Genomic DNA, 13519 nt, shown 5'->3' on the forward strand with positions numbered 1-13519 from the left:
GTGCTGTAAAACTCCCGTCACAAACGGTGGTAGGCGGAACGATCCCCGGTCGTTAATATGAGATTCGCGGTTGGCTCGATTAGCGGCCGCGACATGAAAGGTTGGACAATGGCCAAAATATCCAAGGCTCCCAGCGACGGCGTCTTCGCAGTCCTCCCACTGCGCGACATCGTGGTGTTCCCGCACATGATCGTTCCGCTCTTTGTCGGGCGTGAAAAGTCGATCAAGGCGCTGGAAGAGGTTATGGGTCAGGAAAAGCAGATCCTGCTTGCCACCCAGATGAATGCCGCCGATGACGATCCCGAGCCCGATGCGATCTTCGACATCGGCACGCTCGCCAATGTGCTGCAATTGCTGAAGCTGCCCGACGGCACCGTCAAGGTGCTGGTCGAAGGCGCTTCGCGTGCCAAGATCGTCTCGTTCACCGACCGTCCGGACTTCCACGAAGCTACCGCCACGGCGCTGGTCGAGCCGGAGGAGGAAGAGGTCGAGGTCGAGGCGCTCGCCCGTTCGGTCGTCACCGACTTCGAAAACTACGTCAAGCTGAACAAGAAGATCTCGCCTGAAGTGGTGGGTGCCGCCAGCCAGATCGACGACTATTCCAAGCTCGCCGATACGGTTGCTTCGCACCTCGCCATCAAGATCCCCGAGAAGCAGGAGATGCTGGCCACGCTGTCCGTCAAGGAACGGCTGGAAAAGGCGATGGGCTTCATGGAAGCCGAAATCTCCGTCCTGCAGGTGGAGAAGCGCATCCGCTCGCGCGTCAAGCGCCAGATGGAGAAGACGCAGCGCGAATACTACCTCAACGAGCAGATGAAGGCGATCCAGAAGGAACTCGGCGAAGGCGAGGACGGCCGCGACGAGGCCGCCGAGATCGAGGCGCGCATCAAGAAGACCAAGCTCTCCAAGGAGGCCCGCGAAAAGGCGGAAGCCGAGTTGAAGAAGCTGCGGACGATGTCGCCGATGTCGGCGGAATCGACCGTGGTGCGCAATTATCTCGACTGGATCCTGTCGATCCCGTGGGGCAAGAACTCCAAGGTCAAGCAGGACCTGGCGTTTGCGCAGAACGTGCTCGACACCGATCATTTCGGCCTCGACAAGGTCAAGGACCGCATCGTCGAGTATCTCGCCGTGCAAAGCCGCCAGAAGAAGCTGAAGGGGCCGATCCTGTGCCTCGTCGGCCCTCCCGGCGTCGGCAAGACCTCACTCGGCAAGTCGATCGCCAAGGCGACCGGCCGCGAGTTCATCCGCATGGCGCTTGGCGGCGTGCGTGACGAGGCCGAGATCCGTGGCCACCGCCGCACCTATATCGGCTCGATGCCCGGCAAGGTCATCCAGTCGATGAAGAAGGCCAAGAAGTCCAACCCGCTCTTCCTGCTCGACGAGATCGACAAGATGGGCCAAGACTTCCGCGGCGATCCGTCATCGGCTTTGCTCGAGGTGCTCGATCCCGAGCAGAACTCGACGTTCATGGACCATTACCTCGAGGTCGAATACGACCTGTCGAGCGTGATGTTCGTGACGACGGCGAACACGCTGAACATCCCTGCGCCCCTGATGGACCGCATGGAGATCATCCGTATCGCCGGCTACACCGAGGACGAGAAGATCGAGATCGCCAAGCGTCACCTGATGCCCAAGGTGATCCGCGATCATGCCCTGCAGCCGAAGGAATTCTCCGTCGGCGAGGACGCGATCCGCGGCATCATCCAGACCTACACCCGTGAAGCGGGCGTCAGAAGCCTGGAGCGCGAGCTGATGAAGCTCGGGCGCAAGGCGGTGACCGAGATCCTGAAGACGAAGAAGAAGACGGTGAGCATCACGGCGGCGAACCTCGCCGATTACCTCGGTGTTCCGCGCTTCCGCTTCGGCCAGGTCGAGGCTGACGATCAGGTCGGTGTCGTCACCGGTCTTGCCTGGACGGAAGTCGGCGGCGAGCTGCTGACGGTCGAAGGCGTCATGATGCCCGGCAAGGGCCGCATGACGGTGACCGGCAATCTGCGCGACGTGATGAAGGAATCGATCTCGGCGGCGGCCTCTTATGTCCGCTCGCGGGCCATCGATTTCGGCATCGAGCCGCCGCTGTTCGACAAGCGTGACATCCACGTCCACTTGCCCGAAGGCGCCACGCCGAAGGACGGTCCGTCTGCAGGTGCTGCCATGGCGACAGCCATCGTGTCTGTCATGACTGGTATTCCGGTCCGGGCCGATGTGGCGATGACTGGCGAGATAACGCTTCGCGGCCGCATCTTGCCGATCGGCGGCCTCAAGGAGAAGCTGCTCGCCGCATTGCGCGGCGGCATCAAGAAGGTGCTGATCCCGGAAGACAACGCCAAGGATCTGGCGGAGATACCGGACAATGTGAAGAACGGTATGGAGATCATTCCGGTCTCACGTGTCGGCGAGGTTCTGAGGCACGCGCTGGTGCGCATGCCGGAGCCGATCGAGTGGGTCGAGCCGGTCAATCCGCCGGCTTCCACCGATACCGTTGACGATGCTGGAAAGTCGCTTGCACATTAGAAACTACTAAAGTTGCAGTGCACAAAGAGAGAGCCGGGCCTTGAGCCCGGCTTTTTCATGTGAAAAACCCACCTTTTCCGGGCTTTTTTCAACTTATTTCCGGCTTTTTGACTTGGGTTTGCGAGCGCTTCTTTCTAAAGTCCCTCTCCTGCCGGATGAGTCGAAAGTTCCGGTTTTCTCATGGAAGGGAATTTTTATGAACAAGAACGAACTGGTTTCCGCTGTCGCTGAATCCGCGAGCATTTCGAAGGGTGACGCACAGTCGGCGGTTGAGGCGGTGTTCTCCGTCATCACTGGCGAACTGAAGAAGGGCGGCGATGTACGGCTCGTCGGCTTCGGAAATTTCACCGTCTCCAAGCGTGCGGCATCGACTGGCCGCAACCCGCAGACTGGCGCGGAAGTGAAGATTCCGGCGCGTACCGTGCCGAAGTTCTCGGCCGGCAAAGGCCTCAAGGACGCGGTCAACTAAAAATTTTTTCAGAGAATGTTGGAAAGCCGGGTTCGCCCGGCTTTTCTTTTGCCTCGATCGCGGCAGGCCGTCAGCCCGCTGAGGCGAGCCTTCAGCCCACCGGCGCATCCGCGCGCATCAGGCCTTCCTGCTTGAGGTCCGCCCACAGCGCCGCGGGCAGCTTGGCATCGAGCAGGGCGCGGTTGCTTTCGACTTCGCTCGGCCGCTGGCCGCCGGGGATGACCGACACCACGGAGGGGTGCAGCAGCGGAAACTGCAGCGCCGCCTCGATCAGCCTGACGCCATGGCGCTGGCAGACGGCCTCGATGTGCCCGACGCGATCCATGATGTCCCTTGGCGCCTCGGAGTAATTGTAATAGGCGCCTGGCTTCGGCCCGGTCGCCAGGATGCCGGAATTGTAAGGACCGCCGAGAACGATGCCGATGCCGCGTTGCTCGCAGAGCGGCAGGAAGGTGGCAAGCGCTTCCTGTTCCAGCAGCGTGTAGCGCCCGGCCAGCAGGAACAGGTCGAAGTCGCCACGCTCCGCCAGCGTCTGGCAAACCTCCCATTCGTTGATGCCGCCGCCGAAGGCCTTGATCACGCCCTGGTCGCGCAGCGCAACCAGTCCGTTGTAGCCCGAGGCCATGAATTCCTCGATGCGCTGGTCTGACGCCTCCTTGCTGCCATGGGTGAAGATGTCGAGGTCATGGACGAAAAGGATGTCGATGCGGTCGACGCCAAGCCGTTCCAGCGACGCCTCGAACGAGCGCATGACGCCGTCATAGCTGTAGTCGTAGACCTCCTTGCGCGTCGGTGTGTCGAAGAACTTGCCGATGCCGGTTCGTTCCTCCGGCGGGCAGGCGCGCAACAGGCGACCGACCTTGCTCGACAGCACATAATCGTCGCGCTTCCTGCCGCGCAGGAAGGCATTGAGCCGTGTTTCGGCAAGGCCCAGGCCATAGAGCGGCGCGGTGTCGTAGTAACGGCAGCCGGTCGCCCACGCCGCCTCCAGCGTGGCGTTGGCATCCGCGTCGGGGACGGCGCGGTAAAGGTTGCCGAGCGGCGCGCTGCCGAAGCCAAGCTCGGTGAAGTCGAGGCCGCCATTGCCGATGCGGTCGAAATGCCGTGTCTTCATGTCGTGCTGATTTCCTGGATTGATTGTCTGACATGACACTATCACGCCGCTGGCTCAGCAAAAGCCGCCATGGCCGTTGGACAGGCATTTTCGCGGTGATAGCATGAACAAAAACAAGCCTTTTTCCGAAAGCGCGCAACCCGAAATCACCGGCCACAAACCCAGCCGGACAGATGGGACTCTCATGACGAATGCCGGCTCGGATATGTTTTCGACCGCCCTGCAAGAGCTGGGCGCCGTACTGGCGCGCGTCGACGAAGCCGGCATCGACACCGCCTGCGAAACCCTGGCCCGCGCGCAAAAGATCGTCGTCTATGGCTGCGGCCGCGAGGCCTTGCAACTCAAGGGTTTCGCCATGCGCCTCTATCACCTTGGCCTTGAGGTGTCGGTGGTCGGCGACATGAACACGCCACCGCTTCGCCCAGCCGATGTCTTCCTGGTCAGTTCCGGCCCGGGCGAGACGACGACGGTGCTTACCTTGATGCAAGTCGCCCGCCAGGCCGGCGCCACCGTGCTTTTGCTCACCGCCGAGGCAGGCAGTAGTGCGGTCGCGCTTGCCGACTTCACCTTGCTGATCCCGGCGCAGACCATGGCGCGTGACCAGGGGCCACAAAAGACATCGCTGCTGCCGATGGGCTCGGTCTTCGAAGGGGCGCTGTTCCTGCTGTTCGAGGTGATGGTGCTGAAGCTCAAGGCGCTGACCGGCCAGTCGTCCGAGGCCATGCGCACCCGCCACACCAACATGGAATAGATCATGCGCTACGAACTGATGTTGCCGCACCAGATCCGCAAGGCGATCGCCGAGAACTGGCCGGTCGCTCTCCCGCTCGGCGTGCTCGAATATCACGGCGAGCACATGGCTGTCGGCATGGACACGCTGGCCGTCGTCAAGACGCTGGAGCTCTACGAGAAGGAGGCCGACATCGTCATCCTGCCGGCTTTCTACTACGGTGCGGCGAGCTATGTGGTGGCAGCACCTGAAGGCAACGGCTCGGTGCAGGTCGGCGGCAACCAGCTGGCGCCGTTCGCCGAAGAATTGTTCTACAGCCTGCTGCGCATCGGCTTTCGTAACATCAACGCCATCATCCACCACCAGACCGAGAACTTTGCCGCCGGCATGCCGACCGATCTCGCCTTCAAGGCCGCCGGCCGCCAGGCGATTTTCCGCTTCCTCGAGAAGCAGCGCGGCGAGGGCTGGTGGGGCTCAGACGAGATGGCCGATTATTATGCCGGGCACGCCGCCGGCGAGAATTTCTTCAACTGGGTGCAGGTGCACCCGCTAATGTCGGCTGCCATGAACGGGAAGTATCCGTTCGATCACGCCGGTGTTGGCGAGACATCATTGATGCTGGCACTGTGTCCGGAAGCGGTCGATGCCGGGCGTTTTGGCGAGAATACCGCGTGGTATACGGCCAGTGCGCCGGAGGCCTCGGCGGAGCTAGGGCAGAAGGGCGTCGCGATGATCATGGATCACCTGAGGGCGATATTGGGGCGCTAGCAGACAAAGTCGCTCTGTAGCGATCCTTCACACCCCCTCTGTCCTGCCGGACATCTCCCCCGCAAGGGGGGAGATCAGATGTCATTTCCGCTTTCGCCAATCACCTACGTCGCAAGAAAAGCGATGCAGCCAAAGCTGCCGATCTCCCTCCTTGCGGGGGAGATGGCCGGCAGGCCAGAGGGGGGGTGCTGTCCCGCCGAGGTCAACAGTAGAGGGGCACGCCGCCTCTCGCCCTACTTCACCGCGCCCGCCGTCATGCCCATGATCAGATACCGCTCAAGCGCAATCCCGATGACCGCCAGCGGTGCGATCGCGGCAGTGGCAAGCGCCGCCATCGACCACCAGTTGATGCCTTGCGAGCCGGTCTGGCTCGCCACCATGACCGGGATGGTCTTGGCGTCGGTCGAGGTCAGCAGCGCGGCGAAAAAATACTCGTTCCAGCACAGCACCATCGCCAGGATGAAAGCGGCGACCATGCCCGGCAGCGCAATCGGCATGACGATGCGGAAAAAAGCGCCCCAGATCGAGAGGCCGTCGACCAGCGCTGCCTCCTCGAGCTCGACCGGGATCGAGTTGAACTGGTCGCGCATGATCCAGATGACGATCGGCAGCACCATCAGCGTGTAGAGCAGGATCAGGCCGATGCGTGTGTCGAGCAGACCGACTTCCCGGTAGAGCACCAGGAAGGGCAGGGCCAGCACCACCGGCGGCAGGATCAGCTGCGACAGGAAGAAGAAGGAGATGTCCTCGTTCTTGAACCAGGCGAACTGATAGCGGTAGCGGGTCAGCCCATAGGCGGCGAGGCTGCCGATGACGATGGCGAGGCTCGACGCGCCGACCGAGGTGATGACCGAATTCATGAAGCGCTTGAAAAACTCCTCGCGCACCGTCGAGGTCTGGAAGATCGAATCCGGCGACAGGCCGAGCGAGCGCCAGCCCTTCCAGTCCGGCTGGAAGTCGACGAACGGGATGAGGTGTCCTTGCGTGACGTCGACCGCGGTCTTGAACGAGGTGGTGATGGTCCAGTAGATCGGGAACAGGCAGATGAAGGCCCAGAACGCCAGCGCGCCATAGATGAAGATGCGATTGGCCAGAAAACCCAGCGGTGAGCGGATTTCCGAGGCAGCATAGTCGGTGGTCTGGACGCTCATTGTGCCTCGTCAGTTCACGTTGCGCACGAAGCGATTGGCGAATTTCAACAGCCAGGTCACGAACACGACGATGATGACGAGATAGGCCATCGCCAGCATGGTGCCGTAGCCGACATTCGAGCGGTCGCGGTATTCGCGGTAGATGAAGCTCGACACCGAATCGGTGGCGCCGCCAGGCCCGCCGGAGGTCACGGTGATGATGATGTCGGCGAGCTTCAACTTGAAGATGATGCGCAGGATCACCGCCGTGACCGACACCGGCAGCATCAGCGGGAAGGTGACCTGCCAGAAAGTCTGCCAGGGCGTGGCGCCATCGACGCGCGCCGCTTCCAGCACGTCGCGCGACATCGCCTGCAGGCCGGCAAGCAGCATGATCATCATGAACGGGATGAAGGTCCAGGCGTCGAGCACCATGATCGAGATGCGGGCGGTGATCGGGTTGGAGAAGAAGGCGGGGTTCTCCCAGCCGAGATGGCGCGCCAGCGTCGCCGCCGGCCCGAAACGGTACTCCATCAGCGATTTGCCGATCATCCAGGATACCGCGACCGGCGACAGCATCAGCGGCATCAGGAAGACGACTCGGAAGAATTTGCGCGCCCGGATCTGCGCGTTGAGCAGCAGCGCCAGGCCGAAGGCAATCACATACTCAACCAGCACGGCGAGCACATAAAGCACCATGTTGAACAGCGCGTTGCGGTAGTAGGGATCGGCCAGCATCTGCCAGAAATTGTCGAGCCCGTTGAACTTGCGGCCGGAAAAGGACGACAGGTTCCAGTCGGTCAGCGCGATATAGAAGCCGAACAGCGTCGGGAAGATCACCATGGCGATGGTGAACAGCAGCGCCGGCAGCAGGAACAGCGCGCGCTGGCCGTCCTCGCCGCGCGTCAGCACCTGGCCGATGCCGAGCGCCACGCCCCACAGAACATAGGCGTAGACGATCGGACGCCAGGTCTCGAAGCCGAGCGTGGTGATCTCGTTCTTGTAGAGGATCTCAAACGCGATCACCGCCAGCAGGCCAAGCGTGGCGGCCGCCATCAGGGCAAAACCCGCCCGCTTGCGGGCCGGCGAGATCAGATCGGCTGGGCCGGCGTTGGCCGGCCATGCATTGGTGGTCTGGTCTGCCACGCGTCCCCGTCCGTTTAAAAAATCAAGCCTGCGACCGGCCCGAGCCGGTCTGGTCCGGCGGCTTGCACCGCCGGACCTGTTGTCACGATAGGATCAGCCTACACGCCGAGCGAGGCCTTGTAGAGCTTGATCTGGTTTTCGCGGCCGATCTGGTCGGTCAGCTTCTCCCAGGCCGCGGCAATGGCGTCGGCGCCTTCCTGCGCCTTCATCTTGCCGGCGAATGTGTTGGCCAGAATGTCCTCGGCAGCCGAATAATACTGGAAGATGCCGGGGATGCGCGGCTCGATCGCCGCGTTCGGATGGTTGTAGCTGTCGGCTTCCGACTTCAGATACGAGGTGATGAACGCCTCGTCGTAGCCTGCCGCCACCCATTCGGGAATGTCGAAATGCGAGTTGCGGTAGGGCTGGAAGCCGGACGGATACATCGCCGTCCAGATTGACAGGTCCTTGCCGCCGAGATGAGCGGCGGCCGACCATGCCGCTTTTTTCTTCTTTTCGTCAGTATCGACGCGGGCCATGACGTAGACGCCCCAGCCGAGATAGGCGCAGTTCGGCGCATAGTTCGGGCCGCTGGCGAGTTTGTCCCAAGCGCCGGTCTTGGCATTGTAGACGTCGTCGGACCCCGGCAGGATCGAGAAGCCGGTGACGTCGCCGATGACCGAGCTATCATTGGTCTTGACGTTGGAGCCGACGTCGCCCCACCAGGTGACCATCGAACCGGTGCCGGCCAGGAACTGCTGGAAGGCTGTCGTGTTCGGGTCGGCGTTGATCTGGTCGGCGGGCTCCGACGGCAGCGCGTCGATGACGTCCTGGATGGCGCGCACCCAGGCCGGATTGTTGATGCGCGGCTTCATCGTGTCGGCATCGAACAGCCAGGCCTTGTCGTCGGGATGCTTGGCATAGGCGGTGGCGCGGCTGCCGAGGAAGTAGAAGCCGAAACCGCCCCAGGCCTTGGGCGCATCGAGATAGCCGAAGACGTCCTGATCCTTGAACTTCTTGCCCTTGAGGAATTTTGTGACGGCCTGGACTTCCTGCCAGGTCTTCGGCACACCCCATTCGGTGGCCGCGCCGCCGTCCTTCCACGCCTTGGCGAGGTCGGCATCGGCAAAAACGTCGGTGCGGTAATTGAAGTTGTGCGCATCGCCATCGACGGTGATCCGGTACTGCTTGCCGTCCCAGGTGCCGACCGGCGGCTGCAGATAGGCCACGACATCCTTCATGTCGATCTGCTCTTTGACCCAGTCGGGCATCTCGGACGTCAGGCCCTTGCCGCAGACATCGCCTTCGAAGGGCGCGCCCATCTCGATGATGTCGAAGTCGACGGTGCCGGTGGCGATCGACTGCTGCAGGCGGGCATTGTAGTCGGCCTGCGCCAGGTCGATCCAGCTGATCTTGGCGCCGGTATAGGCCTCCCACGGCTTCAGGAAGCCGCGGAACAGCACATTGTGCAGGTTCTGGTTGTTGAGGCCCATGAAGGTGAGCTCGACGCCGGCGAATTCGCCTTCCTTGACGTTGGCCTTGGTGGCTTCCAGGCAGAGTTCGCCGACCTTCTGGAAATCGGCATCCGTCGGCTGACCCTTGCCGACGCCGGGGATCTGCAGAATTTTGGAGCGTAGCTCGCTGGCGGCTTCAGCCGGGCGGGTGAAAGCGCCGAGCCCAGCGCCCGATGCGGCGGCGATCGCGGCCATCGAGGCCGCGCCTTTGAGTATGTCACGCCGGGTGGCACCCGCGCGGACGAGTTTTTCGTACAGACCGACTCTCATCTATTCCTCCCAGAACAACAGTCGTGAATTAAATGCCAATCCCTCCGACGCCGAAACGTCGGCGGTTCTCCTTTATCATACGGGGACGTGGGACCCCACCCTGCGTCGCCTGGAGCTCCGATTTTCGGATAAAAATCCGACTGCCGGATTGGCAACAGCTAATATTTGCGTAATCGATTACCTTGTCAACACGAATGGCTTTTTATCGATAACATACCGACTTGCCCTTGCCGTTGGCAATGGCTAGCTTCACCGCGAGAAAAGGGGGGACGATGGCTCAAGTCGCGATCAGCAATGTGGCCAAGGCGTTCGGAACCGTCAAGGTCCTGCACGAGGTCAGCGTCGATATCGCCGATGGCCAGTTCGTGGTGTTGGTAGGCCCGTCGGGCTGCGGCAAGTCCACGCTGCTCAGGATGGTGGCCGGGCTGGAGACCGTCTCCGGCGGCACGATCGCCATTGGCGAGCGCATCGTCAACAATCTGCCGCCGGCCAAGCGCGACATCGCCATGGTGTTCCAGAACTACGCGCTCTATCCGCACAAGACGGTGGAGCAGAACATGGCGTTTGCGCTGAAGCTGCGCAAGACCGATCCGGCCGTAGTCGCCGAGCGGGTCAAGCGCGCCGCCGACATTCTCGACCTCAATCCGTACCTGAAACGTTATCCGCGCCAGCTCTCCGGTGGCCAGCGCCAGCGCGTCGCCATGGGCCGCGCCATCGTGCGCAATCCGCAGGTCTTCCTGTTCGACGAGCCGCTCTCCAATCTCGACGCCAAGCTGCGCGTGCAGATGCGCACCGAGATCAAGGAACTGCACCAGCGGCTGAAGACCACCACCATCTACGTCACCCACGACCAGATCGAGGCCATGACCATGGCCGACAAGATCGTCGTCATGCGCGATGGCCGTATCGAGCAGGTCGGCGCGCCATTGGAATTGTTCGACCGGCCGGCCAATTTGTTTGTCGCCGGCTTCATCGGCTCGCCGTCGATGAACCTGCTCAAAGGCGTGGTGCGCAAGGGCGACAAGGTCGAGATAGCAGGCACGCTGTTCCCGATTGCTGCCGGCAGCGCCGCCAAGGAGGGCCAGGCCGTGGTCTATGGCGTGCGGCCCGAGCATCTCGAAATCCATCCCGACGGCGTGCCGGCAAAGATCTCGGTGGTCGAACCCACGGGTTCCGAAACGCTGGTCTTCGTGCGCTTCGGCGACAGCGGCGAGATGGTGGCGCTGTTTCGCGAGCGCCACGACTTCAAGCCCGGCGACACGCTCAATCTCAAGCCGCGCCTCGATCAGGTCCATCTCTTCGACGCCGAGACCGGCAACCGGCTCTGATTTCCAATCGACTTTGACCAAACCTGTTTGACGAGGACTGCCATGCTCAAAGGGATCAACCCATTGCTCAATGCCGATGTGCTCCAGGCGCTCAGGGCAATGGGACACGGCGACGATCTGATCATCGCCGACACCAATTTCCCCGCCGATTCGGTGGCAAAGCAGACCGTGCTCGGCAAGCTGCTGCACATCGACGCCTCGGCGGCCGATGTGGTCAAGGCGGTGCTGTCGCTCTATCCGCTGGACACTTTCGTCGACGATGCGGCCGCGCGCATGGAGATCGTCGGCAAGCCGGACGAGATCCCGCCGGTGCAAAAAGAGGTGCAAAAGGAGATCGACAAGGCCGAGGACAAGGCCTGGCCGATGATCTCGGTCGAGCGCTACGCCTTCTACGAGCGCGCCAAGAAAGCCTATTGCGTCATCCAGACCGGCGAGCGCCGCTTCTATGGCTGCTTCGCCTTTCGCAAGGGCGTCGTGCCGCCGGACGCCGAGTAGGGCCATGGCGTCGGGCAAACCTGTCGTCATTCTGGGCGTTTTCGTCGCCGACACCGCTTACCGGGCCAATCGACAGCCGCGCATGGGTGAAACCATTCTTGGTAATTCCTTCAAGCTGGGACCTGGCGGCAAGGGCTCGAACCAGGCGGTGGCGGCAGGCAAGCTCGGCGCCGACATCACTTTCCTGACCCGGCTTGGCGTCGATGCTTTCGCCGACATGGCCAAGGCGACCTGGGCAGAGGCGGGCGTGAAATCCGCCGTCATCGACACGCCGCAAAGCTATACCGGCGCGGCCTATATCTTCATCGAGGAGACGACCGGCAACAACGCCATCATCGTCAGCCCGGGTGCGGCGATGCTGATCTCGTCTGAAGACATCGAGGCCAATGCCGGCCTGATCCGTGGAGCCGGCGTCTTCGTCACCCAGCTCGAACAGCCGATCGACGCGGCACTGCGCGCACTCGAGATCGCGCGCGGGGCAGGGGTGACCACCATTCTCAATCCGGCGCCCGCGGCCAAGCTGCCGGACCGCATCTACACGCTGTGCGACTATGTGACCCCCAACGAAACCGAGGCCGAGGAACTGACCGGCATCAAGGTTTCTTCGATCGACGACGCTCGCCGCGCCGCCGACAGCCTGCTCAAAAAAGGCGTCGGCTCGGTCATCATCACGCTCGGCGAAAAAGGCGCGCTGCTGCACACGGCCGCTCGGTCCGACCATGTCCCGGTGGTCAATGCCGGCCCGGTGGTCGAAACCACCGGTGCGGGCGATGCCTTCAATGGCGGCCTGGCCGCCGCACTCGCCAAAGGCGTGGAGCCGCTGCAAGCCGTCCGCTTCGCCTGCGCCGTCGCCGGCATTTCGGTGACGCGGCCGGGTACGGCGCCATCCATGCCGACGCTGCATGAGGTCGAGGCGCTGCTGGCCAAGGGGTGACGTCGTTGCGGGAGAGATCGAATTCAGATCCGACCGGATCTGAATTGCCTCATGCAAGATCATGATTTTAGACGATTATGCCACATTTCTCCTGAGGAGAAATGGCGCGAGTGACGGGGCTCGAAACCGCGACCTCCGGCGTGACAGGCCGGCGAAAACGCCTGATTAATCAACGACTGATTCAATTCCTTACGCTCTCGAATTTGCGGGAAAAAGCGCGAAATTGAAACATGCTTATCAGAACTCCTCGTCGTAATCCGCGAGTCATTAACTTCCGATCCTCAGCTTATCGACGACGCGTCCGGGGGGTGCACGATCCTTCTGACGACGACGGGCACTTCGCGCGTATTTGTAGCAAGCCGCCAGGCTGAAGCTACACAACCGCCGGGCATGTTACTGCCTCGGATCATTAATTTTTCGCTAGCGTTTGATTAAGCCCCTTAGGGCCGGACGTCTGGGCGTTTTGTAATGCACGGCAATAGCCGGGCGGGCGCCGGTCGCCTCCGTCATGTCGCCGCTGCGCCGCGTCAGGCTTCTTTCTCACCAAGCCCGAAAAGTGTTTTCGAGAACTCCCATATCGTCTCCGCGCAAGGTTTCGCACCAATGCAGCGCGAGAGCTTGGGACAAGGAGCCCGGCATTGATCGCCAGGGCTCCTGAGAGAACGGTAGACTCGGCGTCAGAGTCTCGTCGGTGGCCTTTTCCAAGTGCCAGATTGAGGAGCGACACAGCTTCGTCGCGGCCAAGTTCGGAAGCCCATGTGTTGATCGTGCAAAAGCGCGAAATCTCGTAATGCTCGAGGGCTTGGGAAACAGCTAGAAGGCCGGCATCTAGTGCAGGCGCGCCCTTGTATTCTTCCATGATCTCGGCGCCTTCATCCGTGATGCCGACGATAGCCGCGCAGGTCTTTGCCTGTGGCTTCTTGCCGATCTCTTCGAGAACCTCCGGGGCCTTTTAGCTGCCGTTCAGCATTCGATACGCCCCGAAATCGCGGTCACGCGTCTGGTGCCACCGTCGCCCATTGCTCGCCCAAATTGCAGATCCTTAGCGGGAGAGCGCTTCTGCTCTCACCACTCGCAGGCACGAGATATTTCGGTGTTGGGCGTGATGCACCTTTTTTCTCC

Annotated in this window: 12 protein-coding genes; 7 read left to right on the forward strand and 5 right to left on the reverse strand. The window is 61.9% G+C overall.

Going from position 1 to position 13519, the window contains the following annotated elements; genetic code table 11:
* Window positions 1–108 precede the first annotated feature (108 nt).
* Window positions 109–2520 (forward strand): endopeptidase La, encoded by a 2412-nt coding sequence (gene lon, locus AC3EML_RS17675; protein ID WP_023682304.1) that lies wholly within the window; start codon window positions 109–111, stop codon window positions 2518–2520.
* Window positions 2521–2716: 196 nt separating this feature from the next.
* Entirely contained in the window at window positions 2717–2989 is a 273-nt protein-coding gene (locus tag AC3EML_RS17680; protein ID WP_023669423.1) for an HU family DNA-binding protein, read from the forward strand.
* 91 nt (window positions 2990–3080) lie between these two features.
* Here the strand turns inward: AC3EML_RS17680 and AC3EML_RS17685 are convergent, their stop codons facing one another.
* Window positions 3081–4103: an aldo/keto reductase gene (locus AC3EML_RS17685; protein WP_352521833.1), complete on the reverse strand. Its 1023-nt coding sequence runs from the start codon at window positions 4101–4103 to the stop codon at window positions 3081–3083.
* A gap of 184 nt (window positions 4104–4287) precedes the next feature.
* Here AC3EML_RS17685 and AC3EML_RS17690 point away from each other — a divergent pair, with 184 nt between their 5' ends.
* Window positions 4288–4854 (forward strand): SIS domain-containing protein, encoded by a 567-nt coding sequence (locus AC3EML_RS17690; protein WP_023689464.1) that lies wholly within the window; start codon window positions 4288–4290, stop codon window positions 4852–4854.
* A gap of 3 nt (window positions 4855–4857) precedes the next feature.
* Window positions 4858–5601 carry a creatininase family protein gene (locus tag AC3EML_RS17695; RefSeq protein WP_023689463.1) on the forward strand — a complete coding sequence of 248 codons (744 nt, stop codon included), beginning with the start codon at window positions 4858–4860 and terminating at the stop codon, window positions 5599–5601.
* A 233-nt stretch (window positions 5602–5834) separates the two neighbouring features.
* Here the strand turns inward: AC3EML_RS17695 and AC3EML_RS17700 are convergent, their stop codons facing one another.
* From AC3EML_RS17700 to AC3EML_RS17710, 3 genes are all read right to left on the reverse strand, one after another.
* Window positions 5835–6752 (reverse strand): carbohydrate ABC transporter permease, encoded by a 918-nt coding sequence (locus AC3EML_RS17700; protein WP_023669427.1) that lies wholly within the window; start codon window positions 6750–6752, stop codon window positions 5835–5837.
* A gap of 9 nt (window positions 6753–6761) precedes the next feature.
* Window positions 6762–7877, reverse strand: a complete 1116-nt coding sequence (locus AC3EML_RS17705; protein ID WP_023689462.1) for a carbohydrate ABC transporter permease — start codon at window positions 7875–7877, stop codon at window positions 6762–6764.
* A 98-nt stretch (window positions 7878–7975) separates the two neighbouring features.
* Window positions 7976–9640, reverse strand: a complete 1665-nt coding sequence (locus tag AC3EML_RS17710) for an ABC transporter substrate-binding protein (protein WP_023669429.1) — start codon at window positions 9638–9640, stop codon at window positions 7976–7978.
* 272 nt (window positions 9641–9912) lie between these two features.
* On the opposite strand from AC3EML_RS17710, the gene AC3EML_RS17715 reads away from it, so the two are divergent.
* The 3 genes from AC3EML_RS17715 to rbsK are packed head-to-tail and all read left to right on the forward strand — an operon-like array spanning window position 9913 to window position 12397.
* Window positions 9913–10968 (forward strand): ABC transporter ATP-binding protein, encoded by a 1056-nt coding sequence (locus tag AC3EML_RS17715; RefSeq protein ID WP_023697414.1) that lies wholly within the window; start codon window positions 9913–9915, stop codon window positions 10966–10968.
* A 42-nt stretch (window positions 10969–11010) separates the two neighbouring features.
* Window positions 11011–11463, forward strand: a complete 453-nt coding sequence (locus AC3EML_RS17720; protein WP_352521834.1) for an RbsD/FucU family protein — start codon at window positions 11011–11013, stop codon at window positions 11461–11463.
* A 4-nt stretch (window positions 11464–11467) separates the two neighbouring features.
* On the forward strand, window positions 11468–12397 hold the full coding sequence (gene rbsK / locus AC3EML_RS17725; RefSeq protein ID WP_023700517.1) for a ribokinase: 930 nt from the start codon (window positions 11468–11470) through the stop codon (window positions 12395–12397).
* A gap of 409 nt (window positions 12398–12806) precedes the next feature.
* On the opposite strand, the gene AC3EML_RS17730 is transcribed toward rbsK, so the two are convergent.
* Window positions 12807–13325, reverse strand: coding sequence for a YciE/YciF ferroxidase family protein (locus AC3EML_RS17730; protein ID WP_460221624.1), 519 nt, complete (start codon window positions 13323–13325; stop codon window positions 12807–12809).
* Window positions 13326–13519 lie beyond the last annotated feature (194 nt).

This window comes from Mesorhizobium sp. P170090 (genome assembly GCF_057786115.1).

Bases quoted from the DNA above. Each gene is read 5' to 3' on its own strand.
- lon (WP_023682304.1), top strand. From the start codon at position 109: ATGGCCAAAATATCCAAGGCTCCCAGCGACGGCGTCTTCGCAGTCCTC.
- AC3EML_RS17680 (WP_023669423.1), top strand. From the start codon at position 2,717: ATGAACAAGAACGAACTGGTTTCCGCTGTCGCTGAATCCGCGAGCATT.
- AC3EML_RS17685 (WP_352521833.1), bottom strand. From the start codon at position 4,103: ATGAAGACACGGCATTTCGACCGCATCGGCAATGGCGGCCTCGACTTC.
- AC3EML_RS17690 (WP_023689464.1), top strand. From the start codon at position 4,288: ATGACGAATGCCGGCTCGGATATGTTTTCGACCGCCCTGCAAGAGCTG.
- AC3EML_RS17695 (WP_023689463.1), top strand. From the start codon at position 4,858: ATGCGCTACGAACTGATGTTGCCGCACCAGATCCGCAAGGCGATCGCC.
- AC3EML_RS17700 (WP_023669427.1), bottom strand. From the start codon at position 6,752: ATGAGCGTCCAGACCACCGACTATGCTGCCTCGGAAATCCGCTCACCG.
- AC3EML_RS17710 (WP_023669429.1), bottom strand. From the start codon at position 9,640: ATGAGAGTCGGTCTGTACGAAAAACTCGTCCGCGCGGGTGCCACCCGG.
- AC3EML_RS17715 (WP_023697414.1), top strand. From the start codon at position 9,913: ATGGCTCAAGTCGCGATCAGCAATGTGGCCAAGGCGTTCGGAACCGTC.
- AC3EML_RS17720 (WP_352521834.1), top strand. From the start codon at position 11,011: ATGCTCAAAGGGATCAACCCATTGCTCAATGCCGATGTGCTCCAGGCG.
- rbsK (WP_023700517.1), top strand. From the start codon at position 11,468: ATGGCGTCGGGCAAACCTGTCGTCATTCTGGGCGTTTTCGTCGCCGAC.